The sequence below is a fragment of the Rubrivirga sp. genome (genome assembly GCF_965213695.1).
GTDB lineage: Bacteria > Bacteroidota > Rhodothermia > Rhodothermales > Rubricoccaceae > Rubrivirga.
In genome coordinates this window covers 389638-413928 of sequence record NZ_OZ243912.1, presented here as the reverse complement: position 1 = coordinate 413928, position 24291 = coordinate 389638, and the positions used below count along the sequence as shown (strand labels likewise).

Below are 24291 nucleotides of genomic sequence, written 5' to 3'. Positions count from 1 at the left end.
TGCCGAGGTGGTCAGGAGATCCGGGCATACCAGCCCCGCTCCTGCGCCGTCTTCCGCTTGTGACAGTTCGCGCATCGGACCTCGCACTTGGCGATCTCCGCGTCCAGCTTGGCAATGCTGAACTGGCGCTGGACCATGTTGGAGAGAGACCCCACCTTCTCACCTCGGACGTGGTCGAACTCCAACACGACCGGGTCCGTCTCGCCGCAATCGACACACGGATGTTGGAGGAGGTAGTCCCACAGATGCTGTGTGTTGCGAGTGACGTATCCTTGGTTTCGCTCCCGCTGAGAGCGTCCCCGCCGCTCGTACCAACTCCGGTCTAGCGTCGCTTTGCACGACTTGCAGTAGGTCTGGAGACCGTCCGGCCGCCGTCGATTTTTGCTGAAGGCCGCCACCGGGAGTGTTCGCTCGCAGCGGTTGCACCATTTCGCCTCTGTCTCCATCGGATGTGGGAGTCGAGCCCGAATTATAGACCGGCTGACGGCCGTACGTCAGACCCAAACAAAAAGCGGCCCCGGCGATATCGCCGGGGCCGCTCTGCCGGGTGCCCCCAGTAGGATTTGAACCTACGACACGCGGATTAAGAGTCCGCTGCTCTAACCAACTGAGCTATAGGGGCACCCGCAAGGTACCGAGCCACTCGGCCCGATCAAGCGGAGGCGTTATGAAAGCGTCATCGCTCCGCTGACCGTGCGCGCCCCGCCTCGGCAGGGGCAACCAGCGGGGCGCCGGGGCGGCTATCGCTTAAACTCGACGACGAGGAACTCGGCGACCGTGTCGCCCGCGTTCTCGACCGTGTGGTCGCCGGGGTCGTGGTAGTGGGCCTGGCCCGGCTCGAACCGCTGCTCGCGCGTCCCGTCCGGCCCGGAGAACTCGACCGTGTACCCGGAGAGCGAGTAGATCGCGCGGGCGTAGCCCCGGTGGGGCGGGAGCTGGGCGCCGGGCTGGAGCGTGACGCGGTGGACCTCGGCGAGCTCGCCGTCGAAGACGACCTCGTCGGTCGTCCCCTCGCCGGGCGTGGGGGCCGGCGTGTCGCCCTCGGCCGCCGAGGCAGGGAGGACGCCGTCACGTCGCTCGAAGACGAGGAAGTCCGCCTCGGTGTCACCTGTGTTCTCGACCGAGTGGACGCCGGCCGCGTGGGCGTGGACGTCGCCTCGGGCAAACGACCGGTCCTCCGTCTCGCCGTCGGTGTCGAAGCGCAGGGTGTAGGCGTCGAGCGCGTAGACAACGCGGTCGCCACCCCGGTGGGCCGCGAGCGAGGCCCCGGCCGGGAGCCGGACGTGGTGGACGTCGACGGCCGCGTTCTGGAGTGGGGTCTCGACGTACTCGCTACCGAGCGCGGCAAGGTCGTCGGGCGCCTCGGCTACGGGCGGGAGGTCGGCGGTTTCGGCCGTCGGGTCGGCCGCGGGATCGTCGGGGTCGGTCCCGCAGCCGACAGCGAGAAGGAGCGTGAAGAGACAGGCGATACGCATGGGTAGAGGGGAGAGTCAGTAAGGAAGAAAGCGCCGCCCGGACCATCCGGGCGGCGCCGGTCGCGTGCGTCCTGCCCCACTGACGACGGCCGCCAGCGGGAGGGGCCGGCGCTACCGCCGCGCCGACGCGCCGCCGAACGAGACCGGGAACGCGATGTCGACGTCGATCTCGTCGCTCGTGGCCGTCGAGCTCGTCTTCGGACCCTCGTCGAAGTGGTACAGCACGGCCGTCAGCGTGCCCGAGCCGCTGGCGCCGGCCGCGACCGACGCCCGGAACCGGAGGCCGACCCCGAAGTCGCCGCCGTTCGCGTCGGCCGAGCCGTAGTCGCTCTCGGTGTCCGTGGTCGTGACGGTCCCGGCCGAGACCGGCTGGAACGTGTACCGGAACAGGTGCTCCTCGGCCTCCCCCTCGATCTCCTCGGTGATGTCTTCGTCGTTGATCGTGTCACGCAGCTCGATGGAGCCGTCGTAGGTGGCGCCGGGGCGGAGCGTGACGCGGGCCGGCGAGAACGTGTCGATGACCAGCCCGTCCGACGCGGTCCCCGTGATCGTGACCGCGTCCGAGGCATCAGCCGTGTTGGTGAGCGTGAGCGAGACCTGGGTGATCAGCTCCTCCTCGCCGGCGCCATCGTCCGGTTCGCCGGAGTCGCAGGCGGCGAGGGAGACCAGGAGGGCGAGGGCGGCGCCGCCGCGCGCGAGAGTGTGATAGGTAAACATGGGAGTGGGGGGTGGTGATGAGACGTGAGGTCGCCATCCCACGGGTACGCGCCCGCCAGGCTGGCGACCGAGATTGGCCGGGACGATCCCGACCAAAGCGGTGGCCTAGCCAAGCGGGACCGACACGCGGAGCGTGACGTTGCGGCCGGGCTCGTCGACGAAGTAGCGGAAGCGGCCGAGCGCGTCGCGGTACCGGACGTCGAACAGGTTGTCGATGCCGAGCTGGAGCTGGACCGGCGCCGCGTTCCAATCGAGCGTCGCGCCGAGCCGGAGGCCGGCGAGCGTGTACCCCGGCGGGTACGGCGCGGCGAGGTACGCGCCCGGCTGGACCCGGTCCTGCCGCGCGACGTGCTGGACGTCGGCCTCGGCGTAGGCGTCTGCCAGTCCCAGGAGACGGCCGGCCGTCGCCCTCGCGTGGGCCCCGACGCGGTCCGAGGGCACGCCGTAGAGCGGGCCGCCGAGGTCGAGGTTGTCGGCCCGGAGCACGGACGCCCGCGCGCCGAGGTCGAGCCAGCCCGTCGGGCGGACTTCGACGTTCGCGTCGACGCCCGCCAGCCGGGCGTCGGTGTGGGTGGTCTCGAACGTGGGGAAGGTGCCCCGGATGGTCACCGTCGGCTCGGGGGTCTCGAGCGCGTAGATGTAGTCGGCGATGTGGTTGACGTAGCCCGAGACCTCGGCCGAGGCGAGCGCGCTCTCGTGGCGGACGGTCGCGCTGAGGTCGAGGCTCCGCTCGGTCCCCAGGTCCGGGTCGCCGATCTCGAACTGGGCCGTCCCGTGGTGGACGCCGAACGAGTACAGCTCGCTCACGTTCGGCGGGCGCCACGCGCTCCCCGCGTTCGCGGCCACGCTCCAGTGCTCGCCCAGCGCGTAGAGCGCGCCGACGGCCGCCGCGCCGCCCAGGAACGTCCGGGTGTCGGCGCGGACCCGGCGGCTCGCGCGGTCGAGGGGGTACGCCGTCATCGTCCGCGCGTCGAGTCGGAGACCGGCGTCGAGCGTGAGGGCCGGGCTGGCGGCCCAGCTCCCGTGCGTGAACAGGCCGCCGTCGTAGGCCCGGAAGTTGGGGACGAGGGTCCCGCTCTCGCCGTTCTCGTTGAGCTGGGTCCGGGCCTGCACACCGACCGCCAGCCGAGCGCGGTCCGACACGCTCGGCTCGAGCTTGAGGTCGACCGACTGCGTGAGCAGCGAGAGGTCGAACGACGGGCGGCTGCCGAGCGCCGCCAGCGAGTCGCTATACGGGCGGTGGGCGTCGAACTCGCGGCGGCGGTTGTTCTGGACCGCGTACTGGGCGTCGACGTGGTGGCCGTCGCCGAACGTGGTGTGCCCGTGGACGCTCGCCACGTCGTGCGTCACGCGCTGCTTGGGCGCCTCGATGTCGTAGGAGAACCGGTAGTCCCAGTCGGGGTCGGGCCCGCCGCGCGCGATGATGGCCTCGAGGTTGCGGGCGTTGCCGAAGTGCGAGCCCTTGTAGATGCCCAGCTCGGTGTCGTAGCGGCGGAGGTGGCCGTCGAGCGCGAGCGGCCCGCGCTGGTACCCCACCGTGAGGTGGCCCGACGCCTCGCGGAAGGCCGAGTTGCGGATCACGACGTCGGGCGTCCGCGCGTCGCCGGCCCGGCGGAACGAGCCCTGGAGCCGCCACGCCACGCCCGGCAGCCCGGCCGGCGCGTCCTCCAGGACCAGCGACCCGGCGCCCTGGCCCGAGTTCGAGAACGCCTGGAGCCCCAGCCGCCCGCCGAGGCCGGGCTCCGTCGGGAGGTCGCGGTCGTCGAGCCGGACGACGCCGCCGATGGCCCCGGCCCCGTACTCGACGCCGGCCGCCCCCTTGACCACCTCGATCCGCCCGGCCGAGAACGGGTCGATCTCGGGCGCGTGCTCGCCGCCCCACTGCTGGCCCTCCTGGCGGACCCCGTTCTCCAGGATCACCACGCGGTCCGAGTGGAGCCCTCGGACGACGGGCTTGCCGATCGTCGGCCCGGTCGAGAGCGTGGTCACGCCGTTGAGCCCGTCGAGCGTCTCGGCCAGCGTCTGGCCGCGCATCTCCTCCAGCGCGCGCCCCTCGAGCACGGCCACCGCGCGGACGTCGCGGCCCAGCGCCTCCTGCGCCGCGTCGGCCGAGACCTCGACCTCGCCGAGCACGTCGGCGGCCGGCGCCAGCCGGACGTCGAGCGAGGCCGTCCGGCCCAGGTCGACCGTCTCGCGCCACGGCTGGTAGCCAACGAACGTGACGGCGACCGTCGCGGTGTCGGCGGGGAGGCCGGCGAGCGCGAACCGGCCATCGGCGTCGGTGGCCGTGCCCCGGTCGAGCACGCGGACGGCGGCGCCGGGAAGAGGGGCGCCGGTCTCGGCGTCGACCACGCGGCCGGAGAGGGACTGAGCATCCGCGGTGCCCACGGCGACCAAGCCGAGGGCGACCGCCAGCAGACGGAGGGAGAGCATGGGGGACTGTCGCGGGGGCCGCAGACGCGCGGCCGGAACCAGGACCGGACGGCGCGTGCCGACCGGACGAACGCCCGCACGCAGCGGGCCGATCTAGGCGACAGTCGGTGGCCCTCGGGCCGGGGTCGCGGCGCGCCGGAACGCCCCGAGCGCCACGAGCGCTTCCCGTTGGCGCTCCACCTCGGCGTGCTCGTCGGCGACGCCGGCGGCCTCGACGACGGCGCCGCCGAGACCGGAGCAGATGGCGCAGTCGAGCGCGTGGAGGTCCCCACCCGTGCACGGCGTCGAGGCGTGGTCGCCCCCGGTCTCGTGGTGGTCCTCGGCGTGCGTCCGCTGGGCCTCGGCCCACTCGACGGCGTGCTGCGCCCGGTGCACGGACGCCGCGCCGAGCCCTCCCAGGAGGGCGGCGAGCAGGAGCAGGGCAGAAGAGCGGCGCATCACGGGGGCAACGTACGGCCCGCCGGACCTCGTATCTACCCGAGCGCGACGGCCACGCCCACGACGCACCCTGCGGCCCCCAGCGCGACCGCGACCCGCCCCATCCCGCGGGCCGCCTCGTCCCACGCCACCTCGTCCCACGCCACCTCGTCCCCGAACGGGTCGTCGTCTGGCCCGACCGGCGGGGCCCGCACCACCAGCGTCCCGTTGGCAAGGGCGACCGCCGACCCCGCGAAGATCAGGGCTCCCCACAGCACGGCCTACCCCGCGTCCGGCATCGTCGTCTCGACCGACGCCGCGCACGCGACCATCTCCTTGGCCGCCCTGACGTGCCGGCTGATCTGGCCCATGTCGCCGGTCACCTTAAGCTTGCCGAGCATCATGCCCATCAGCGGGTCGAGCCGGCCCGCCAGCACCTCGGTCCAGACGGCGACCGGCGCGGCAATCTCGAACGGGGCCTCCGCCGCGAGCGCGTGCTCGCCGGCCCGTGTCTCGTCGCACCGGCCGTGGTGGAGGTCGAGCCAGACCGCCCGCTCGCCGCCGCCGGGCACGTCGCGGGCGGCGAGCCGGATCGCGCCGTCCCACGTCGCGGCGGCCTCGCGGTAGGCGTCGCTTGCGTTGAGGGCGTCGCCGACGGCGGTCGCCCAGGGAGCGGAGAAGAGTTCGGGCACGGCAACGACGGGAGAGTACCCGAAAGTAGGACGGTGGCGGAAGAAGTGGGGGCCTGTCTCCTCGCCGCCCGGCCACCGATGGTCCGTTCCTGTGCGCCGCCTCCGCCCGCCGGCGCCCCCAACGGAGCACCCCGAGCGGGCCGAGGAAAGCCGCGCGTCGGCGCCCGACGTGGCCGCACACGGCCCGGCCCGGTCTTGCGCGAGCCGGAGCCGCTGGAGGCTTAGACTACAACCTCCAGCTATTGGCGACGCTCCGATTCGACCCGCTGCCTCTCTCTCTCAGAAGAAGGGGATACGAGCTCAGAAGGAGGGGGTACGAGACTCCCCACACGCGCGGGGCCGCCCCCAAGAGTGAGTTCGACGGGGGCCGCGCCGTTTCCCAAGCGGTTCTTTAGATTCGTCCGGGTGGAGGCCGTTCCGCCCCCACCCCAGACGTCGAGGACCGATGACTCATGCGCCCCCCTCTTCCGATCCGTCGGCCCGTCGCGAGACGAGCCGGCATTGGAGCGAAAGCGCCTGGGTGCTCGTCGACCTCGCTTATGGGACGGTAGCGTTCGAACTGCTGAAACGGTTCGTCTCGCTCCCGACGCTCGTCCGGCACATCGCCTCCCCTCGAACGCGGCGGGAGGCGGTCGACGTCGACGGTGCGATCCGTGTCGTGAAGGGCGTGCTGCGCCGGGTGTACCGCCGCGACTACTGCCTCCCCCAGTCCCTCGTCCTGTATCGGATCCTCGCGCGGGCCGGGCGCCAGCCCCGCTTGCAGATCGGAGTCCGGCACGACGGGCCAGGGCTGGACGGGCACGCGTGGGTCACGCTCGACGGCCGACCGCTCGGCGAGCGCGCCGACCCGGCCCGGACGTTCGCGACCACGTTCCATTTTCCGCTCACCTCCCCTGCCCTTTAGCGCCATGACGAACGCTGAGACCCCCACCCCCTCCGACAACCGACTCCCCGACGAGGCCCCCCAGCCGGCGACCGAGACCCGGGAGCCGTTCGTGGCGCCCGAGTTGGTCTGCCACGAGCCCCTCCCCACCGTGACGGGCGGGTCCGTCTTCTTCCCCCCGGCGCCCTAAGCTCGTGGGCTCAGCGGAGCGCCGTCACCGGCGGCGCCCGTCGCCCCCGGTCGGTCCTTCCTGCGTGATCCCAGGGCCGGAGACGGCCTACGTCGTCGCTGGCGTGGCGGTGCGTGTGGAGTCCGACGAGGCGGTGGCGGGCTGGGCCCGCTCCGTGTTCGAGAGCCAGGGCCACTCCGTACGTGGGTCGTCGGACCCCGTCGTCGTCCGAGTCCGAGTCGTCGAGGCCCTCCCGTCCCCGCGGGGCGTGGAGGTCTCGACGTTCGTGCCTGGGACGTCGCTGTGGAAGGACGGGGACGCCCGGACGGTCGCCGGCCCCAACGTCGCGAGCGTGCTCGACTTGGCGGCGGGGACCGTCGACGTCCTCGTCCGGCGGGCGCGGCTTGGGGAGGCGGGCCTCGAAGTCCAGGCCCACCTCGTGGTCTCCCTGTCGGTGCTGCTCCGTGATCGGGGGCTGTTCGCACTCCACGCGGCGGCCTTGACGTCGGACGCCGGGGGGCTCTTGGTCGTCGGGCCGAGCGATGTCGGCAAGTCCACGCTCTCGTACAACCTGGTGCGGGCGGGCTGGCGGTTCGTCTCCGACGACTCGGTCGCGCTCGGACGCTCGGAGCGGGGGGTCGAGGCCCGCTCGTTGCGCCGGGCCTTCGGGCTCGACGCCGACGCGGCGGAGCGCTTCCCCGAGATTGAGGCCCACGCGCGCCCCCAGATGGGTGAGCCGGACAAGTGGAGCGTGGACGTGGCGGCCCTCCACCCCCAACGCGAGGCCGAGGTGTGCCTCCCACGCCTCGTCGTGTTCCCGACGATCACGGACGCGCCCGTGAGCTCGGTCGAGCCGCTCCCAGTCGGGGACGCCTTTGTCCAGCTCGTTGGGCAGAGCCCGCTCCGAGACGCCGACGACGGACGGGTCGCGGACCACCACGCCCTCCTCGCGGACCTCCTCCGCCAGGCCCGGCCCGCCCTGCTCCGAGCGGGAACGGACCTCCTCGACTCGGACGTGGCCGGCCGCGTCCTCTCCGACGCTCTGTTCCAGCTTCCGCCCCGATGACAGACCCGGACCACGCCGCCCCCGCGTTCCGCCAAGCCAGCGACGTCAACTTCACCTCGTTGTCGAGTGGGGACGCCGTCCTGCTCCACCTGAAGTCCCTCCGGTACTACACCCTCAACGCGACCGGCGAGGCTCTGTGGCTGAGGCTCGAGGAGCCCCAGACCGTCGCGGACCTGACCCTAGCGCTCACGGAGCGATACGCCGTGAGCGCTCGCGACGCACGAGACAGCGTAGAGGCCCTCCTCCGCGACCTCATCCGAGAGCGCTTGGTCGTCCACGCCTAGCGTGCGAGGGTGACGACGGCGACCTGTGAGCCCTCATCGGTCAAGAGCCGGACCACGTAGGTGCCCGACGCGGCGGAGCTCCCCGCGCCCGCCCATTCCGCCGTGAACGTCCCGGGGTACAGGGTGTCGTCGACGAGCGTGTCGACGAGGCGGCCGAGCACGTCGTACACGGCGACGCGGACGGGCAGGCCGGTGATCCGGCGCTCGGGGACCGTGTACGACACGCGGAGCCGGTCTCGGAACGGGTTGGGACCGGCGACGAGGCCGAACGCACTCGGGAGGGGGACGAGATCCGCCAGGGTGTAGTCCGGCGCCTGCTGGCCGTCGACGTACACGGGCGCCAGGACGAATCGGAACCCGCTACCGGGGGGTCCCTGAGAGATGAACTCGATAACGTTCGCGTCGTCCCCGGGCCCCATATAGGCCGCGATGTCCAAGGTCAGGTCCCCGTCGTCGGGAATGACGTAGGCGTTGTCGCTCCGGGCCGCCTCCTCGGGGTTGGCCACCAGCTTGAAGGGCACCCCGTTCAGGGTCCCGAGGATGCGGGTAGCCCCCTGGTTCTCGACGAACAGGAGGGTGTCCTCGGCGAGCGGGATCACGTACCGCTGTTGCCCGCGAGCTGAGCCCGCCAGGACGACGACGCCGAGGAGGACCAGCAGAGCGCGCATCACACGACCGAAAGAAAAGGGGCGGGACCCCGAGAGGCCCCGCCCCCTCGGGAGCGGAGGCGGCGGCCGGGCCGAGGCCCAACCTACCGCCGCGCGGCCGACCGCTTACCGGACGAGGGTGAGCTGCTGGACCGCCGAGAACGTCCCGGCGTTGAGCCGGTACACGTACGTCCCAGGCGACAGCGCCCGGCCGAGCGCGTCCGTCCCGTCCCACGACAGCTCGTAGGAGCCGGGACCGAGGTCCTGGTCGACGATCACGGCGACCTCACGGCCGAGCACGTCGTAGACCGCGAGCCGGACCGGGCCCGGCTCCGCGAGCGAGAACGGGATCGAGGTCGGGCCGGCCGTCGGGTTCGGCTGGCTCTGGCCGAGCGAGGTCACGTCCGAGGCCGAGGCGAGCTGGTCGAGGACCGGGTCGCACTTGGCCGAGTTGCCGGCCGCGTCGAACACGCGGACGACGAGGGTGGCCCGGGGGTTCGACGTGTTCTTCCGAACGCCCTCGATGTCGACCGACATCGCCGGCGCGGGGAGGTCGTAGACGTCGCCCTGCGAGAACGGCCCGGCGCCGTTGATGAACCCGTCGAGGTTCGTCGCGCGCAGGAAGCTCGCCCGGACGATCCCGACGTTGTCGGTCGCCGAGGTCAGGACGCGGCCCGGGCCCGTCGGGTCGATGGTGATCCCGCCGCAGACCGGCGCCTCCGTGTCCTCGTCACTCTCCTCCCAGGTCTTGGTCACCTGGTTCGACGTGATCGTCTGGCCCTCGCTGTCCTCGAACCGGGCCACGACGACGTCCGTCCCGGCCACGTCGCTGGAGAACGTGAAGAAGGCGTTGCCGTCCGCGTTCGTCACGTCGCTCCCCATGAGGCCGGCGTTGGGGCCGCTGAGGACTTCGAAGTCCACGTCCCGCCCCGAGACCGGGTCGCCGTTGTCGTCCTGGATAAAGGCCGTGACCGTGTGGTCGGTCCCGACCGGGTTCGTGGCCGCCGGCGGCGTGAGCAAGATGCCCTCGCCGATGATGGCCGAGGCCCCCTCGATGATGAACGTGGCGAGGTGGATGATGTCGTCGTCCGACGGGTTGCTCGAGAACACCACAATCTGCGTGTCGCCCTCATCGATGAACGGGTCGAGCGTGTAGAGCTCGTCGTCGGTCCGGGGGTCCCCCTCGGGTCCGCCGTCCGGGTCGGCTGGGTTGGCCGGGTCGTCGCCCAGGCCGCCGACGGTGTAGAGCGCGCCGTTGGCCGGGTTGACGTTCACGGCGTCGTCGTCGCCGCCGGCCGAGCTCGTCAGGCGCTCCCCGTTCACGTCGATGATGCTGAACTGGTCGGCCGCGTCCTGGAAGCTGAACCCGATGGCCAGCGACATCGTGATGTCCTGCGTCGCGTCGTCGAACGGGCCGCCCAGCGTGATGTTGAACGTGTCTCCGCCCGTGTCCTGGGCCCCGAACGCGATCACGACCGTGCTCCCGGTCGTCACGCTGGGATCGTCGAAGACGACCACGAGCGAGGACCCGTCAATTCTGGACGTGTTGCTTTCCCCGATGGTGAGGGCGACCGTGCCCGCCGGAGCCGCGTCGACGATCGGCTGGACGATGGCGGTCACGTCCGACCCGTAGGTGTTGAAGAAGCCTCCCAACCCCGAGTCCGTGTCGTCCCAGGTGACGGGAGCGCCGTTGATCGTGATGCCCCCGTCGGGGATCGTGGCACTAAACGACGTGGACGCGGCCAGGTAGGCCCGCCGGACGGTGGCGCCGGCCGGCTTCTCGACATCGGTGATGCACGTTGGGGCCGTCGTGCCGCACCCGTCGATGGACGCGCTGATGAGGCCCGTCTCCGTGATGACCGGGTCGAGCGCGTTGGACGGGGTGATGGGGCCGGAATACCCAGACGGGACCGTGCCCGGCACGGCCCGCTGGGCCGACGCCATCGGGGCGAGGGCCAGGGAGATCGCCAGCATGGCGACGAGGGAGTAGAAGCGTTGCATGTCTGTCGGGGAGGGTTGGTTGGGGAGAGATGTTGACCTCCTCGCTCCGTCCGGATAGGAGGCTGCCGCCGCACACGCGGGGGGCTCCGTAGGCGAGAAAGGATGGGCCGGTCACAGGCGACGAGCTCAACCTTTTGCTCGGCTAGACCCCGGTCAACGGGGGGTTGCCCGCTGGGCAGAGTAGGAGCGCACGGCCAAACAGCGGATGTCGGCCGAGGGACTTATGGCACATAGCGTGGTGCGCCTTTGGCGCATGGCTGCCCGGGCCACTCGTCCTATCTGTCCATACGCGAAATCCAGGCGCCGGCGGTCACACCGCTCGGGTCGCGGGCGCGCGGCCGGTCTACCGACCGACGCCCCCGTCGGCCGACGCGATCTGGAAGCCGATGGGGCGGTTGCCGCGCGGGTCCTCCTGCTTGAGCTGCTTCCGCATCCGCTCGTACTCCTTCTCGACCTCCGGCGTCACGCTCGGCCGCGTGTCTTGGCGCGCCCGGGCAAAGTCGTCGGCCGTGACAGATCGGCGTCGAGGTCCGAGCGGAGCGCGAGGAGGCCGAGCCCGTCACATAGCGAATCCGCCTTGACGGGACAAAATGGGCGCTCGTCTCCCCGATTGTCGTTTCCTATCACATGCCCGTCACTTAAACGGGGCCGGCGTCCCCGACCCCCGGAGCCCAGAACGGGACGTAGCTCTTTGTCCGGTTCGACCTGTTCTCGGGGTCGTACGGCTTGACGAGCCCAGCCTCGACGGTCTCTGCGATGATCCGGGAGGCCTTCGAGTAGTTGGCGTCGGAGATTTTGAAGCGGTCCCGGAGCGAGCTGTTCGTCATCCGCTCGTTGTGGACCTGCCGGAGGCCGGCGTGTTGGTAGCAGGCCCGGACCCGCTCGTCCTTCGTCATCTCGTTGAGCGGCCGGTACGAATAGAGCGTGGCGACGGTGTGGTCCCGCTTCTCCTCGAAGCTCGGGGCCGGGAGTTGGTAGACCTCCGACCAGTGGACCACCTTGTCGATTCCGCTCCCCCGCTCCTCGCAGATGCGGGCCTTCTTCATGATCCCAGCGAGCACCTCGTTCCGGGACCGGGGCACCTCGTCAAGGAACCGGAGCGGCTTGATGAGGGGGAGCCCGTTGTTCGTCACCTCGATCCGGTCCTCGTACACCTCCACCATCGGGCTCGTCCCCTTCTGGGTCAGGTCCTGGTGAACGAGGGCGTTGGCGACCAGCTCTCGAACGGCCACGTCGGGGTACATCTTGACCTCCTCCCGGAGCGCCTTTCCGAGTACCTCGTTGGCCGGGAGCCGGTCGGTCAGGTAGTCGATGAGCCCCTCGAACCCGACGACGTACCCCTTTTTCCCGGTGATCTCCCGCTCGGTCTCCAGCTTCCCCTTCCCTTTGTAGAAGATGAGCCGGACGGCCTTCGGTTCGAGGGCCGGGAACTCGGGAAGCCACCGGGCGAACAGGAGGGCTCCGGCGTTCGTGATCGAGTAGCTCTCGCCCTCTTTGTAAATGAGCCGCTCGGTCTCCAGTTGGTTGAGGACGCCGAGCTTGCCTGGGGGGAGCGGGAGCCCGAACGACTCGAAGACAGCGGGGTAGTCGAGGAGCCGGAGGACGGCGTCGGCGTCGAGGTCCTCGGCGGCGAGCTCGGCCTCGAAGGCGAGTGGGGTGGTCCCGAGCCAGATTTTCCGCTCCTTCTCCGGGTAGTCCTTCAGCTTCTTCTTGTAGGAACCGACCCGGACGTAGTCCACCCCCTTGAACTTGACCGGCCTCCGGCCCGCCGCCCCGACCTCGAACAGGACGACGGTGTCGCCCAGGGTCGTCGGGACGGAGTGGATCCTGAAGTCGATCCGGGGGTCGAGCAGCCGGGCCAGCCACGGCTCCAGGTCCTCGTTCCCGACCTTCATCTCGGACGGCCTGAACTCGGTCCCCCTGACCTCGTGGGTCTTGTCGTCCACGCCGAAGACGAGGTACCCGTGGGGCCGGCCGTGGAGGAGGGCGCTGTTCGAGAGGGCCGAGAGGTACTCCCCGATCTCTTCGGGCTTGTAGTTGTTGACCTTGAACTCAGCCCACTCTGTCTCGTGAGGCAGCTCGGCCAAAGAGCTGAGGAGGTGATGGAGCTGCGAGTCGTTCATCGGTAGCACGCGAGGAGAGGCAGTCTACGTAGACCGGCCCCTGTGCCCACGAGAGGGTTTCCCGATGGAAGACCTATCCGCTTGTCGAGCGACCCGCGCTTCCCTATGCGCCTCCCGACGACGCTCTCCCACGGCTCAACGGATCAGGTGGCCCCGTCCGCCGACGCGATCTGGAAGCCGATGGGGCGCCCGCCGCGCGGGTCCTCCTGCTTGAGCTGCTTCCGCATCCGCTCGTACTCCTTCTCGACTTCGGCCGTCACGCTCGGCCGCGTGTCTTGGCGCGCCCGGGCGAAGTCGTCGGCCGTGACCGTGGCCGCGTCGAGGTCCGAGCGGAGCGCGAGGAGGCCGGCCTTGCGGACCAGGTTCTCCAAGTCGGCCCCGGAGAACCGCTCGGTCTGGTCCGCCAGCGCCTCGAGGTCCACGTCGTCGGCGAGGGGCATCGAGGCGGTCTGGATCTCCAGGATGCGGCGGCGGCCCTCGGCGTCCGGGACGGGGACGTAGACGATCTCGTCGAACCGTCCCGGGCGGAGCAGCGCCGGGTCCAACAGCGTCGGCCGATTCGTGGCGCCGATCACGACGACGCCCTGGAGCTCTTCCAACCCGTCCATCTCGGCCAGCAGCGTGTTCACCACGCGCTCGGTCACGTTCGAGTCACCGAACGAGCCGCCGCGCGACGGCGCGAGCGCGTCGATCTCGTCGATAAAGACGACCGTCGGCGAGACCTGGCGGGCCCGCTTGAACAGCTTCGACACCTGCTTCTCGGACTCGCCGACCCACTTGCTCAGCAGGTCGCTCGACTTGGTCGCGATAAAGTTGGCCTCGGCCTCCCGGGCGACGGCCTTCGCGAGCAGCGTCTTCCCGTTGCCGGGCGGGCCGAACAGCAAGAAGCCGCGCGCCTGGCGGATGCCCAGCCGCTCGAACGCTTGGGGGTGCTTGAGCGGGAGCTCGATCCCCTCGCGCAACTGCTCCTTGGTCTCGGTCAGCCCGCCGATGTCGTCCCAGCGGACGGTCGGCACCTGGATCTGGATCTCGCGCAGCGCGCTCGGCTGGACGCGGCGGAGCGCGTCGGCAAAGTCGCCGTCACGGACGACCAGCTCGTCGAGGACCTCGGCCGGGATCTCGTCCTGTTCGAGGTCCATGTCGGGGAGGACGCGCCTCAGCGCCGAGATGGCGGCCTCGCGCGCCAGCGCCCCGAGGTCGGCCCCCACGAACCCATACGTCGTCCGCGCCAGCTCCTCCAGGTCGACGCCCTCGGCGAGGGGCATCCCGCGCGTGTGGATGTTCAAGATGTCGCGGCGGCCCTGGGTGTCCGGCACGCCGATGACGATCTCGCGGTCGAACCGGCCCGGCCGGCGGAGCGCCTCGTCAATGGCGTCGGGCCGGTTCGTGGCCCCGATCACGACGACGTTGCCGCGCCCTTCCAGCCCGTCGAGGAGCGTCAAGAGCTGAGCGACCACGCGGCGCTCGGCCTCGCCGCCCTCGTCGCGCGCCGGCGCGATCGAGTCAATCTCGTCGATGAAGATGATGGCGGGCGCGTTCTGGGCCGCCTCCTCGAACACCTCGCGCAGGCGGCCCTCGCTCTCACCGTAGTAGCGGCCCATGATCTCGGGCCCGTTGATGACCGAGAAGTGGGCGTTCGTCTCGTTCGCGACGGCGCGGGCGAGCAGCGTCTTGCCGGTCCCGGGCGGACCGTAGAGGAGTACGCCCTTGGGCGGGTCGATGCCGAGGCGCGCGAACAGCTCGGGGTGCTTGAGCGGGAGCTCGATCATCTCCCTCACCTGGTCGACGGTGTCGCCGAGCCCGCCGATGTCGTCGTAGGTGATGCCGACCGGGCTCTCGCCGCTCTTGGGCTCCTGGTACTCGGGCAGCAGCTCGATCTCGGTCTGCTCCGTCACCTGGACGATCCCGCGCGGCGACGTCCCGGTCACGATCAAGCGGATCTCTTGGAGCCCGAACGCGCGCTGCTGGCCGAACAGCCGCTGGGCCACCTCGGGCGGCAGCCCGGGGATCCCGTCCTGGGGGCCGGGCTGGCTCCGGTAGACGCTCGTCGAGACCGTGTCGCCCGAGACGAGCGGCCGGCCGAGGAGGGTCCGCAACAACGCCTGCCCGCGGCCCTGGAGGCGGACGCCCGGCTGGGCCGGCGCCAGCGTCACCTTCGACGCGGGCTGAACCCGGGCCGGCGCGACCTCGACGTGGTCGCCCATCGACACGCCCGCGTTCGCGCGGAGCAGCCCGTCCAGGCGGACGATGCCGAGCCCGGCGTCGGCGGAGTACGGCGGCAACGCGATGGCGGCCGTCGCCCGCTTCGGCCCACGCAACTCAACGATGGCGCCGGGCGCCAACCCCAGCTCGGCCAGCGCGTCCTGACTCATCCGGGCGACGCCCTTGCCCACGTCGGGGTTCTGGGCGCCGGCCACCTGCAAGCGGACGGTGTCGGTGGAGGTCGGGACGTCGGCCATGTCGGTCGTGGAGATCGGCCGGTTCCACGAGGGCCCGCGTGTGAGGTTCGTCCCTCACGGACGCTTCAGGGAGCGGCGGAGCCCTCCGCCCCGGACCGCCCGGTCTCCGCGAACATGCCGAGCGAGTGAAGCCCGAGTGGACGCGCGACGACGCCGTAACCATCGGATTCACGGACCGTAACCGCCAGAGAACAACCCACCCTGTTATGACCGTCGACCCACTCTCCACCCACGTCCGCTGGCTCACCGTGTACGCCGTCGGCTCCACGCTTGCTCTCGGCGCGCTCTTGCTGACGGGCGCCCGCTCCGAGCGCGCGACGCGGTTCGTCGAGATCGACGTCGAGCGGATCAACGTGCGCAAGCCCGACGGCCGGCTCTCGCTCGTGGTCTCCAACGAGGCCCGGATGCCGGGCGTCATCGTCGGCGACCGGGAGGTCGGCGAGCCGAAGGGGCGGTCGGGGCTCGTCTTCTACGACGGCGAGGGCGCCGAGATGGGCGGGCTGACCTACGGGAGCCGCCGGTCGGGCGAGACGGTCTCCCACTCGGGCCACCTCGCGTTCGACGGCCGAGGCCGCGACCAAGCCCTCGACCTGTCCTACTCGGAAGAGTGGGAGGGCGACACGAGGACGCACCACGCGGGCGCGCTCCGCCTGATCGACCGGAATGGGCCCGCCGGCACTGAGCGCTACGACATGATGGAGAGGCGCCGGAGCGACGATCCGGCCGAGCGAGCCGAGGCCGAGGCGTGGCTGTCCGAGAACGGCCGCTACGGCGAGGACTGGTCCAACCGCGTCGTCGTCGGGTCCATCGACGGCCGGGCGTACCTCGGTCTCAACGACCCCCAGGCGCGTGAGCGGCTCCGGGCGACGGTCGGCGCCGACGGCACCCCGCGCGTCGAGATGCTCGACGCCGACGGCGCGGTCGTCCGCGAGGTCGCCCTCGACGGGTAGATGTCTCTTCTGGGGACCACTGCGGACGCCTGGGGAAACGGAGGACTTCGCGGCTGGGCGGACCGAGGGACGCCGACGCGCGTCTCTCGCCCTCCTCTCCCCCTGCGTCCATGTCCTTCGAAACGCTCCTCCTCTCTATCTACGTCGCCTGCATGGCGGGCGGCGCGCTTCTGTTCGCCGCCTGGATGGCGAACCCGCGCGGCGTCCCCGTCTGGGAGTACATCGTGGCCATCACGATCCCGGTGTGGTCCGGTCTGGCGTACCTCGCGATGGCGTTCGGCTACGGGACCGTCGAGATCGCCGGCCAGACGACGTATTGGGCCCGCTACGCGGACTGGGTCGTGACGACGCCGTTGTTGCTCGCCGCCCTGTGGATGACGGCCACCACGCGGACGAAGAAGGGCCCGCACGTGGCCACGCTCGTGGCCCTCGTCGCGGCCGACGTCGTGATGATCCTGTGCGGGCTCGTCGGCGATCTGTCGGTGGGGACGGCGCGGTTCGTGTACTACGGGATCGGCGTCGTCGCCCTCGTGCTCATCTTCTGGATCGTGTGGGGCCCGCTCCGCCGCGTGGCCGAGGCCCAGGACGCCGAAGTCGCGAGCACGTTCAAGACCGTGGCCGCCTACCTCGGCGTGTTCTGGATCGGCTACCCGCTGACGTGGATCTTGGGGCCATCCGGGCTCGGCGTGGTCAGCCAGCCCGTGGACACGGCGCTGTTCGTGCTGCTGCCCATCTTCTCGAAGGTCGGGTTCAGCATCCTGGACCTCGGCCTGCTCCGCAAGATGGACCCGGTCGAGAGACCCGTCGAGCTCGCGTGAGGCCCGGTCCAGTCAAAACGTGAACGCTAGGCCGAGGTGGGGCGCGACGAGGTCCGTCCGCGAGCGGCGCGGGTCGACGCCGATGGTGCCGTCGCGGTAGCGCGTGACGTCGCCGCGGCCGAGGTAGGTGGCCTCGCCGCCCGCGGGGTAGCGGACGCGGGCGTCGAGCGAGACCGCCGTCGGCCGGCCCTCGTCGGTCCAGCCCCGGTGCAACGTGACGAGCACGCCCACGCCGCCGCCGTAGGTCAGCGCGAGGTCGTCGAAGTTGGTCGTCGACAGCGGCTCGCCGTAGCCGTCGTCGTCGTACTCGTCGTCGCCGACGCTGGTCTCGGTGAACAGGTAGGACAGTCCGCCCGCCCTTGAGCGGAGCGATGGGCGCGCGGACGGGGGGTCGGACGGGGGGTCGGACGGGGGCCCGAGGGGGCCCGACAAGCGACGCCGAGGCCACGGTCTGGCTGGCGGCAGCCCAGACGGCACGCGCCCCCGACGGCCGCGTGGTACCATCGGGGTCGCCGCCCCCCGACGCCGATGCCGCCCAAGATCGACCCGACCTGGACCAGCCTGCTCCCGCCGATTCTCGCCATCGGGCTCGCCATCGGGACGCGCCAGGTCTACCTCTCGCTGGGGGCCGGCGTCTGGCTCGGGTTCACGATCCTGGCGGGGTGGGACCCGCTGGCCGGGCTGGCGGGCGCCGTCGAGGGCGCGGTCACCGTGTTCGAGGACCCCAGCAACACGCGCGTGCTCCTGTTCACGCTCGTCATCGGGGCGCTCATCGCGACGGTCGAGGCGTCGGGCGGCGTCCGCGGGTTTATCGACACGCTCGAAAGGCGGGGGTGGGCGTCGTCGCCTCGGGGCGCTCGGCTGCTGGCGTTTCTGGTAGGCGTCGTCATCTTTATCGAGTCGAACATCACCGTCCTCGTGGCCGGCGCCGTGAGCCGCCCGCTGTTCGACCGCCAGAACCGCTCGCGAGAGATGCTGGCGTACCTCATCGACTCGACGAGCGCGGCCGTCTGCATCCTGATCCCGCTCAACGCCTGGGGCGCCTACATCCTGGGCCTCCTCAACGAGCAGGGCGTCGCCGACCCGCTGGCGCTGTTCGTGTCGTCGATCCCCTACAACGTCTACGCGCTGGCGGCCGTGACGCTGGCCGGGGTCGTCGCCGTGACGGGCTGGGCCGTCGGGCCGATGAAGCGGGCCGAGGCGCGGGCCGAGCGCGGCGAGCGCCACGCGCCCGGCGCCGGGCCCGACGTCGACGAGCGAGCGCTCGTGCCGGAGCCGGTCGGGACGATCCCGCCGCGCGTCGTCAACATGCTGCTGCCGCTCGGCGTGATGGTGGTCATGATGCCGGTCGGGCTCTACGTCACGGGCGGCGGCGACTTGCTGGAGGGCTCGGGCTCGACGAGCGTCCTGTGGGCCGTGCTGAGCGGGCTCCTGGTGGCGTGGGCCCTCATGCTCGTCCAGCGCGGGATGACCGTCGAGCAGCTCACGACGACCGGGCTGACCGGGGCCGGCGGGATGTTGGGGATGGCGTTCGTGCTCCTGCTGGCGCTGGCGCTGGGGAGCATCACGCGCCAGCTCGGGGCCGGCGTCTACGTGGCGTCGGGCGTGGCCGAGGCCGGCGTCGGGCCGGCGCTGCTGCTGCCCCTCGTGTTCGTGACCGGCGCGTTCGTCGCGTTCTCGACCGGGACGAGCTGGGGCACGTTCGCCATCATGATCCCGATCGCGGTCCCGGCCGCGGCGGCGCTCGGCCTGCCGCTGGCGCCGTTCCTCGCGGCCTCGCTCGCCGGCGGCATCTTCGGCGACCACGCCTCGCCGATCTCGGACACGACCATCGTCTCGTCGCTGGCCGCGGCGACCGACCACATCGCCCACGTCCGAACGCAGCTCCCGTACGCGCTGCTGGCCGGCAGCGTAGCCATTGTCGGGTTCGCGCTCATCGGCGCGGCGATCTAGCCCACCTCGGCCGAGGCCCGCAGGATCGTCGCGGCTACTTCGTCGCCTCGGTCAAACACCATCCGGTTCTCGAACCGGATCACTCGGATGCCGACCGCCGCGAGGTGCTTCGTCCGATCTGCGTCGTACGCTCGCTGCTCCGGTCGGTCGTGGACGGCCCCGTCCAACTCGACGGCCAGCCGGACTTCGGGGCAGTAGAAGTCGAGGACGTACGGGCCGACGCCGAACTGGCGGCGCCACCGGAGGCCCCCGAGCCGGCGTCCCTTCAGTTGAAGCCACAGCGACGCCTCCGCAGGTGTGCCTTCTGTTCGCAGTTGTCGCCGTATCGCCTTCTGTCCCCGTCGGTTGTAGAGCGCCATTGGGTTAGTCGAGCGTTCGTTCCCATAGACTCCGACTCGCTCCGCTCATAACCCCCCGCTTCCCGGCAGGTCGCTTCGCTCCCGGCTCGGAAAGCTGTCCCCCTTGCCAAGGGGGACAGTCCGCGCGCCCGTTGAGCGGAGCGAGGGGCGTGTGGACGGGGGGTCCGCGCGGTAGACTGCGGGCCCCTCCGACGCCCCCATGCCCGTCTCGCCCCTCGCCGGCCACCCCGTCCCCCCGAGCCTCCTGCCCGACGTCCCGCGCATCGTCGCGGCGTACTACACCCGCGAGCCCGACCCCGAGGACCCCGCCCAGCGCGTCAGCTTCGGGACGTCCGGCCACCGGGGGCGCTCGCTCGACGGCGCGTTCAACGAAGGCCACGTGCTCGCCATCGCCCAGGCGCTCGTCGAGCACCGGACCGAGGCCGGCGTCGACGGGCCCCTGTTCGTCGGGTTCGACACGCACGCGCTCTCGGTCCCGGCGTTCGGCACGGCCCTCGAGGTGTTCGCCGCGCACGGCGTCGAGGTGATCGTCCAAGAGGGCGGCGGGGCCACCCCCACGCCGGCCGTCTCGCACGCCATCCTGGCCCACAACCGCGGCCGGACCGACGGCCTCGCCGACGGTGTTGTCATCACGCCGAGCCACAACCCGCCGGCCGACGGCGGCTTCAAGTACAACCCGACGACGGGCGGACCGGCCGGGCCCGAGATCACCGGGCCCGTCCAGGCCCGCGCCAACGCGCTCTTGGACGCCGGCCTCGACGGCGTCAAGCGGACGACCCTCGCCCGCGCCCTCGCGGCCGACACGACGCACGAGCGCGACCTCGTCCAGCCCTACGTCGACGACTTGGGCGCCGTCCTCGACCTGGAGGCAGTGAAATCGGCCGGCGTCCGCATCGGGGTCGATCCTCTCGGTGGCGCCAGCATCGACTATTGGCCGCGCGTCGCCGAGCGGTGGGGGCTCGACCTGGAGGTCGTCAACGAGCGGGTCGACGCGACGTTCGGGTTCATGCGCGTCGACCGCGACGGCCAGATCCGGATGGACTGCTCGTCGCCCTACGCGATGGCCGGGCTGGTCGAGCTCAAGGACCGGTTCGACGTGGCCGTCGGCTGCGACCCCGACGCCGACCGGCACGGGATCGTGGCCCCGAGCGCTGGGCTGATGAACCCGAACCACTACCTCGCCGTCGCCGTCGAGTACCTGTTCACGAACCGGCCGGACTGGCCGGCCCAGGCCGCCGTCGGCAAGACGCTGGTGTCGTCGTCGATGATCGACCGGGTGGCCGCGTCGCTCGGGCGCGACCTCGCCGAGGTGCCCGTCGGGTTCAAGTGGTTCGTCGACGGCCTGCTCTCCGGGTCGATGGCGTTCGGGGGCGAGGAGAGCGCGGGCGCCTCGTTCCTGCGCACGGACGGCGGCACCTGGACGACCGACAAGGACGGGATCCTGCTGGCGCTGCTCGCGGCCGAGATCACGGCCGTCACCGGGCGCGACCCCGGCGAGCGCTACCAGTCGCTCGAAGAGCGGTTCGGGAGCCCCGTCTACGCCCGGATCGACGCGCCGGCGACGCGCGAGCAGAAGGCCGTCCTCAAGGACCTCTCGCCCGACGCCGTCACGGCCGACACGCTCGCCGGCGACGCCGTCACGGCCACGTTGACGCGGGCGCCGGGCAACGACGCGCCCATCGGCGGGCTCAAGGTCCAGACCGAGGCCGGCTGGTTCGCCGCCCGGCCGTCGGGGACCGAGGACGTCTACAAGATCTACGCGGAGAGCTTCCGCGGGCCCGACCACCTCGCGCGCTTACAGGCCGAGGCCCAAGAGATCGTCGCCGACGCCTTCGCCAGCGCGCGAGTGTGAGCGGAGAGGGACGCGGGATGGAGAGATCCGGGGCCTCCGCCCCAGACCTCGCGCCCTCCCGTAGGGGCGTGGCGTGCCACGCCCTCTCAGGGCCACCCGCTACGTCCCGTCTGGCGCCGCGTCGTGGAGGCGCCGGAGCAAGCGGATCTGGCCCGCGTGGTAAGCGTCGTGCGCCGCGATGCCCGCCAGCAGGTCGGCCACGGTGTAGTCGTCGTATGCGACCGCGTCGAGGCGGGCGGGGTCGAGCGCGTGGACGGCCTCGACGAGCCGGCCGTGCCACGCGACGAGCCGGTCGAGGTCGTCCGCCAGCGTCCGGCCCTCCGCCGGTCGCGCGAAGAAGTCGGACCCCGGCTCGTCGAACCGCGCCGGCGGGTCGGCGGCGACGTGCCTGAGCACGCGGTACGTCCAGTACGCCGCGTGGGCGAGGTACTCCCAGGCGTTGTGCGCGTCCGGCGCCGGGCGCCAGCTCGCGGCGGCCTCGTCCAGCCCGCGCGCCGCGCCGAGCAGCGTCGGCCCGTGCCAGCCGCGGCCGTCGAACGCCCGGTCGAGCGCCAGGAGGTGCGTCGCGATCCGGGGGTCGGCCACGGGCGCTGGACGGCTCGGCCCGTCCCCCGCTCCCCGTCCCCCGGTCCTCTCGGCGCTCATCCCAGCAGCTCGTCGAAGATGTCGGACTGCTTGAGCGGCGGGGCCACGTCGAAGTGGTCGTAGGCCCGGCGCGTGGCGACCCGGCCGCGCGGGGTCCGCGCCATGAACCCCTCCTGGATGAGGTACGGCTCGTAGACCTCCTCGACGGTCCCGGCGTCCTCGCCGACGGCGACCGCGATCGTGCTTACGCCGACCGGCCCGCCGTCGAACTTCTCCATGAGCGCGAGGAGGATCCGGGCGTCCATCTCGTCGAGCCCGGCCTCGTCCACGTCGAGCGCGTTGAGGGCGTGGTCGGCGACGGGCCGCGTGACGCGGCCATCGCCCGGGCCGGCCTCGGTCTCGACCTCGGCGAAGTCGCGCGTCCGGCGGAGCAGCTTGTTGGCGATGCGCGGGGTGCCGCGCGAGCGGCGGGCGATCTCGAAGGCGCCCTCGTTGTCGATGTCGACGCCCATGAGCCCGGCGCTCCGGAGCACGATCTTGTGCAGCGTGTCGACGTCGTAGTAATCGTACCGGAAGTCGACGCCGAAGCGGGCCCGGAGCGGCGCCGTCAAGAGCCCCTTCCGCGTCGTCGCGCCGATCAGCGTGAACGGCGGCAGCGCGATCCGGACGCTCCGCGCCGACGGGCCCGAGTCGATCAGGATGTCGATGGCGTAGTCCTCCATCGCCGAGTACAGGTACTCCTCGACGACGGGCGACAGCCGGTGGATCTCGTCGATGAACAGGACGTCGCCCTCGTTGAGGTTCGTGAGCAGCCCGGCGATGTTGGCCGGCTTGTCGAGCGCCGGGCCCGACGTGCTCTTGACCTCGGACCCCATCTCCTCGGCGATGATGTACGCGAGCGTCGTGTTGTGGTTGACGATCCCGTTGGCGACAAACGTGTGGGTGCCCGGTACGACGAAGTCGTACGCCTCGGCGTGGCTGGGCGTCGTCTCGGCGACCGCGTCCCAGGCGACCCGGGGGTCGAGCAGCGCCGCCAGCGCCTCGGCCTTGGGTAGGGCTTGGGCCGACTCCGGGAGGAGGCTCAGCAGGCGGACAGCCTGCGACCGCGAGACCTCTCGGTCGCCCTGGACGACGTGCCCGAACGCCTTATGAACGGCTCGCGGGTGAGGGCGGGTCTCGCGGAGCATCCGCGCGAGCAGCGCCGCCGCGCCGGGCACCAGGTCCGAGCGGCTCCACCGGGACTCGGCCGGCATCTCGCCGGAACGGGCCTGCTTGCGCGAGAGCCGGAAGCCGACCTCGCGGTAGAACCGGCGCGCGTCGTCGCCCCCGATGAAGAGGGTCCAGAACGGCGCGTCGGCCTTCGCGGTCACCTTCCGGTACGCGATCACGCCGAGGCCGGAGAGCAGAAGCTGGACCTCGCGGGCCAGCGCCTCCGACCGCGTGCTGAGCTCGACGCCGTCGCGGCGCGCGTGTCCGTCGGCGTCGAACAGCCCCTGGAGGAAGGCGGCCACGACAGAGGGCGTTCCCGCCCGAACGGCGTGGGGCACCCGCTTGCCCGCCGCCGTCGCGTCGGTCAGCCCGAAGGCGCCCAGCGCCCGGCCGATGTCGGCGCCGAGCGCCAGCCGCGGGGACCGGTCGCCGTGCTGGCGGAAGGCGCTCCGGCGTCCGAAGGTCGCCCCGACCACGCGCTCGGCCTCGCGTTGCATCTCGGGCTCGGCGCAGGTGAGCACGAACCCGCCGTCCGCCTCCGCGTGGCCGTCGCCGACGAGCGCGCCGAGGAGCCACGCGAGGTCCGCGTCGAGGCGGACGCGCCGCCCCTCCGGCGGCAGAGGGAGCGGCCGGGCGGCGACCGTGGCGATGGCGCGGCCGTCGCTGAGGGGGAGTCCGAGCCGGTGCGCGGCCCGTTCCGGCGTCGGCGTCTCCCCGCATCCCACGGAGAGCGCGTAGGTCCGCCGGAGCTCGACGGCGGCCGGGGGGCGCCCGAGCGACCGCGAGAGGGCCGCGTGGAGGAACCGGGTCCGCTCGGACGACAGACGCCGCCGCGCGGCGTTGCCGTCGGGGGCGAACCACGCGCTCGCCGGCCGGCCCGGCACGCGCGCGCCGCGCGAGACCGCGACGGCGTCGTCCGCCGTCAGGTCGCCCAGCCGCTTCCACGTCGGTCCCCACGCCGTAGCGACGAGCACCGGGTGGTGCGGCGTCCCCTCGATCTCGAAGCCGGCCCGCGTGCGGACCCGGACCGTCGGCACGCGCCCGCTGCGGTAGACGTGCGAGGCCGGCTCCAGCCCGAGGGCGCCTTGGACCTCGACCGAGACCGGGCGCGAGTCGCCGGGCGCCATCCCGTCCGGGATCAGGTCGGCGAACTCGACCCAGCCCTCCCGGGTGAGCACCAGGCTGTCCGGCGTGATGCA

General features: G+C 71.8%; 24 protein-coding genes and 1 tRNA gene. 8 read left to right on the top strand and 17 right to left on the bottom strand.

What is annotated here, in order from left to right; all coding sequences use genetic code 11:
- Window positions 1-11 precede the first annotated feature (11 nt).
- The 8 genes from ACOOHE_RS01820 to ACOOHE_RS01785 form a co-directional block, all read right to left on the bottom strand.
- Complete coding sequence (locus tag ACOOHE_RS01820) at window positions 12-446, bottom strand: hypothetical protein (protein WP_420456091.1); 435 nt, start codon at window positions 444-446, stop codon at window positions 12-14.
- A gap of 102 nt (window positions 447-548) precedes the next feature.
- Window positions 549-622, bottom strand: a tRNA-Lys gene (locus ACOOHE_RS01815).
- Between the two features lie 118 nt (window positions 623-740).
- Complete coding sequence (locus ACOOHE_RS01810) at window positions 741-1475, bottom strand: hypothetical protein (protein WP_420456090.1); 735 nt, start codon at window positions 1473-1475, stop codon at window positions 741-743.
- A gap of 111 nt (window positions 1476-1586) precedes the next feature.
- Window positions 1587-2192: a hypothetical protein gene (locus tag ACOOHE_RS01805; protein WP_420456089.1), complete on the bottom strand. Its 606-nt coding sequence runs from the start codon at window positions 2190-2192 to the stop codon at window positions 1587-1589.
- 105 nt (window positions 2193-2297) lie between these two features.
- The gene (locus tag ACOOHE_RS01800; RefSeq protein WP_420456088.1) at window positions 2298-4625 is read right to left on the bottom strand and encodes a TonB-dependent receptor; all 2328 of its coding nucleotides are present in this window, start codon (window positions 4623-4625) and stop codon (window positions 2298-2300) included.
- A 93-nt stretch (window positions 4626-4718) separates the two neighbouring features.
- Window positions 4719-5063, bottom strand: a complete 345-nt coding sequence (locus ACOOHE_RS01795) for a hypothetical protein (RefSeq protein WP_420456087.1) — start codon at window positions 5061-5063, stop codon at window positions 4719-4721.
- Window positions 5064-5098: 35 nt separating this feature from the next.
- Window positions 5099-5320 carry a hypothetical protein gene (locus tag ACOOHE_RS01790; RefSeq protein ID WP_420456086.1) on the bottom strand — a complete coding sequence of 74 codons (222 nt, stop codon included), beginning with the start codon at window positions 5318-5320 and terminating at the stop codon, window positions 5099-5101.
- A gap of 3 nt (window positions 5321-5323) precedes the next feature.
- Window positions 5324-5734, bottom strand: coding sequence for an SCP2 sterol-binding domain-containing protein (locus ACOOHE_RS01785; protein ID WP_420456085.1), 411 nt, complete (start codon window positions 5732-5734; stop codon window positions 5324-5326).
- A gap of 520 nt (window positions 5735-6254) precedes the next feature.
- On the opposite strand from ACOOHE_RS01785, the gene ACOOHE_RS01780 reads away from it, so the two are divergent.
- From ACOOHE_RS01780 to ACOOHE_RS01765, 4 genes are all read left to right on the top strand, one after another.
- Entirely contained in the window at window positions 6255-6638 is a 384-nt protein-coding gene (locus ACOOHE_RS01780; protein ID WP_420456084.1) for a lasso peptide biosynthesis B2 protein, read from the top strand.
- A gap of 4 nt (window positions 6639-6642) precedes the next feature.
- Entirely contained in the window at window positions 6643-6807 is a 165-nt protein-coding gene (locus tag ACOOHE_RS01775; RefSeq protein ID WP_420456083.1) for a hypothetical protein, read from the top strand.
- A gap of 64 nt (window positions 6808-6871) precedes the next feature.
- Window positions 6872-7852, top strand: a complete 981-nt coding sequence (locus ACOOHE_RS01770; RefSeq protein ID WP_420456082.1) for a hypothetical protein — start codon at window positions 6872-6874, stop codon at window positions 7850-7852.
- Window positions 7849-8136 (top strand): PqqD family protein, encoded by a 288-nt coding sequence (locus tag ACOOHE_RS01765; RefSeq protein ID WP_420456081.1) that lies wholly within the window; start codon window positions 7849-7851, stop codon window positions 8134-8136. Before ACOOHE_RS01770 ends, ACOOHE_RS01765 begins: the two co-directional genes overlap by 4 nt.
- Here ACOOHE_RS01765 and ACOOHE_RS01760 read toward each other — a convergent pair.
- From ACOOHE_RS01760 to ACOOHE_RS01740, 5 genes are all read right to left on the bottom strand, one after another.
- Window positions 8133-8804 (bottom strand): hypothetical protein, encoded by a 672-nt coding sequence (locus ACOOHE_RS01760; RefSeq protein ID WP_420456080.1) that lies wholly within the window; start codon window positions 8802-8804, stop codon window positions 8133-8135. The genes ACOOHE_RS01765 and ACOOHE_RS01760 overlap by 4 nt on opposite strands.
- A gap of 105 nt (window positions 8805-8909) precedes the next feature.
- Entirely contained in the window at window positions 8910-10784 is a 1875-nt protein-coding gene (locus ACOOHE_RS01755; protein ID WP_420456079.1) for an Ig-like domain-containing protein, read from the bottom strand.
- 343 nt (window positions 10785-11127) lie between these two features.
- Window positions 11128-11250, bottom strand: coding sequence for a hypothetical protein (locus ACOOHE_RS01750; RefSeq protein WP_420456078.1), 123 nt, complete (start codon window positions 11248-11250; stop codon window positions 11128-11130).
- A 172-nt stretch (window positions 11251-11422) separates the two neighbouring features.
- On the bottom strand, window positions 11423-12907 hold the full coding sequence (locus ACOOHE_RS01745) for an ATP-binding protein (RefSeq protein ID WP_420456077.1): 1485 nt from the start codon (window positions 12905-12907) through the stop codon (window positions 11423-11425).
- 143 nt (window positions 12908-13050) lie between these two features.
- Window positions 13051-15366: a CDC48 family AAA ATPase gene (locus ACOOHE_RS01740; RefSeq protein ID WP_420456076.1), complete on the bottom strand. Its 2316-nt coding sequence runs from the start codon at window positions 15364-15366 to the stop codon at window positions 13051-13053.
- Window positions 15367-15572: 206 nt separating this feature from the next.
- Here ACOOHE_RS01740 and ACOOHE_RS01735 point away from each other — a divergent pair, with 206 nt between their 5' ends.
- On the top strand, window positions 15573-16316 hold the full coding sequence (locus ACOOHE_RS01735; protein WP_420456075.1) for a hypothetical protein: 744 nt from the start codon (window positions 15573-15575) through the stop codon (window positions 16314-16316).
- A gap of 110 nt (window positions 16317-16426) precedes the next feature.
- Window positions 16427-17134 (top strand): bacteriorhodopsin, encoded by a 708-nt coding sequence (locus ACOOHE_RS01730; RefSeq protein ID WP_420456074.1) that lies wholly within the window; start codon window positions 16427-16429, stop codon window positions 17132-17134.
- A gap of 12 nt (window positions 17135-17146) precedes the next feature.
- Here ACOOHE_RS01730 and ACOOHE_RS01725 read toward each other — a convergent pair whose 3' ends face one another.
- The gene (locus ACOOHE_RS01725) at window positions 17147-17566 is read right to left on the bottom strand and encodes a hypothetical protein (RefSeq protein WP_420456073.1); all 420 of its coding nucleotides are present in this window, start codon (window positions 17564-17566) and stop codon (window positions 17147-17149) included.
- A gap of 96 nt (window positions 17567-17662) precedes the next feature.
- Here ACOOHE_RS01725 and ACOOHE_RS01720 point away from each other — a divergent pair, with 96 nt between their 5' ends.
- The gene (locus ACOOHE_RS01720) at window positions 17663-19087 is read left to right on the top strand and encodes a Na+/H+ antiporter NhaC family protein (protein WP_420456072.1); all 1425 of its coding nucleotides are present in this window, start codon (window positions 17663-17665) and stop codon (window positions 19085-19087) included.
- On the opposite strand, the gene ACOOHE_RS01715 is transcribed toward ACOOHE_RS01720, so the two are convergent.
- Window positions 19084-19446, bottom strand: a complete 363-nt coding sequence (locus ACOOHE_RS01715; protein ID WP_420456071.1) for an endonuclease domain-containing protein — start codon at window positions 19444-19446, stop codon at window positions 19084-19086. The two genes, ACOOHE_RS01720 and ACOOHE_RS01715, sit on opposite strands and share 4 nt — an antisense overlap.
- 199 nt (window positions 19447-19645) lie before the next feature.
- Between ACOOHE_RS01715 and pgm the strand changes: the two genes are divergently transcribed.
- On the top strand, window positions 19646-21298 hold the full coding sequence (gene pgm, locus ACOOHE_RS01710) for a phosphoglucomutase (alpha-D-glucose-1,6-bisphosphate-dependent) (RefSeq protein ID WP_420456070.1): 1653 nt from the start codon (window positions 19646-19648) through the stop codon (window positions 21296-21298).
- 99 nt (window positions 21299-21397) lie between these two features.
- Here the strand turns inward: pgm and ACOOHE_RS01705 are convergent, their stop codons facing one another.
- Together ACOOHE_RS01705 and ruvB are read right to left on the bottom strand one after the other, a co-directional pair.
- On the bottom strand, window positions 21398-21883 hold the full coding sequence (locus ACOOHE_RS01705; protein ID WP_420456069.1) for a DinB family protein: 486 nt from the start codon (window positions 21881-21883) through the stop codon (window positions 21398-21400).
- Between the two features lie 56 nt (window positions 21884-21939).
- Window positions 21940-24288, bottom strand: a complete 2349-nt coding sequence (ruvB, locus tag ACOOHE_RS01700; RefSeq protein ID WP_420457594.1) for a Holliday junction branch migration DNA helicase RuvB — start codon at window positions 24286-24288, stop codon at window positions 21940-21942.
- Window positions 24289-24291 lie beyond the last annotated feature (3 nt).

Bases quoted from the DNA above. Each gene is read 5' to 3' on its own strand.
- ACOOHE_RS01810 (WP_420456090.1), bottom strand. From the start codon at position 1,475: ATGCGTATCGCCTGTCTCTTCACGCTCCTTCTCGCTGTCGGCTGCGGG.
- ACOOHE_RS01760 (WP_420456080.1), bottom strand. From the start codon at position 8,804: ATGCGCGCTCTGCTGGTCCTCCTCGGCGTCGTCGTCCTGGCGGGCTCA.
- ACOOHE_RS01775 (WP_420456083.1), top strand. From the start codon at position 6,643: ATGACGAACGCTGAGACCCCCACCCCCTCCGACAACCGACTCCCCGAC.
- ACOOHE_RS01795 (WP_420456087.1), bottom strand. From the start codon at position 5,063: ATGCGCCGCTCTTCTGCCCTGCTCCTGCTCGCCGCCCTCCTGGGAGGG.
- ACOOHE_RS01715 (WP_420456071.1), bottom strand. From the start codon at position 19,446: ATGGCGCTCTACAACCGACGGGGACAGAAGGCGATACGGCGACAACTG.
- ACOOHE_RS01820 (WP_420456091.1), bottom strand. From the start codon at position 446: ATGGAGACAGAGGCGAAATGGTGCAACCGCTGCGAGCGAACACTCCCG.
- pgm (WP_420456070.1), top strand. From the start codon at position 19,646: ATGCCCGTCTCGCCCCTCGCCGGCCACCCCGTCCCCCCGAGCCTCCTG.
- ACOOHE_RS01755 (WP_420456079.1), bottom strand. From the start codon at position 10,784: ATGCAACGCTTCTACTCCCTCGTCGCCATGCTGGCGATCTCCCTGGCC.
- ACOOHE_RS01765 (WP_420456081.1), top strand. From the start codon at position 7,849: ATGACAGACCCGGACCACGCCGCCCCCGCGTTCCGCCAAGCCAGCGAC.
- ACOOHE_RS01805 (WP_420456089.1), bottom strand. From the start codon at position 2,192: ATGTTTACCTATCACACTCTCGCGCGCGGCGGCGCCGCCCTCGCCCTC.
- ACOOHE_RS01720 (WP_420456072.1), top strand. From the start codon at position 17,663: ATGCCGCCCAAGATCGACCCGACCTGGACCAGCCTGCTCCCGCCGATT.
- ACOOHE_RS01745 (WP_420456077.1), bottom strand. From the start codon at position 12,907: ATGAACGACTCGCAGCTCCATCACCTCCTCAGCTCTTTGGCCGAGCTG.
- ACOOHE_RS01740 (WP_420456076.1), bottom strand. From the start codon at position 15,366: ATGGCCGACGTCCCGACCTCCACCGACACCGTCCGCTTGCAGGTGGCC.
- ACOOHE_RS01800 (WP_420456088.1), bottom strand. From the start codon at position 4,625: ATGCTCTCCCTCCGTCTGCTGGCGGTCGCCCTCGGCTTGGTCGCCGTG.
- ACOOHE_RS01730 (WP_420456074.1), top strand. From the start codon at position 16,427: ATGTCCTTCGAAACGCTCCTCCTCTCTATCTACGTCGCCTGCATGGCG.
- ACOOHE_RS01735 (WP_420456075.1), top strand. From the start codon at position 15,573: ATGACCGTCGACCCACTCTCCACCCACGTCCGCTGGCTCACCGTGTAC.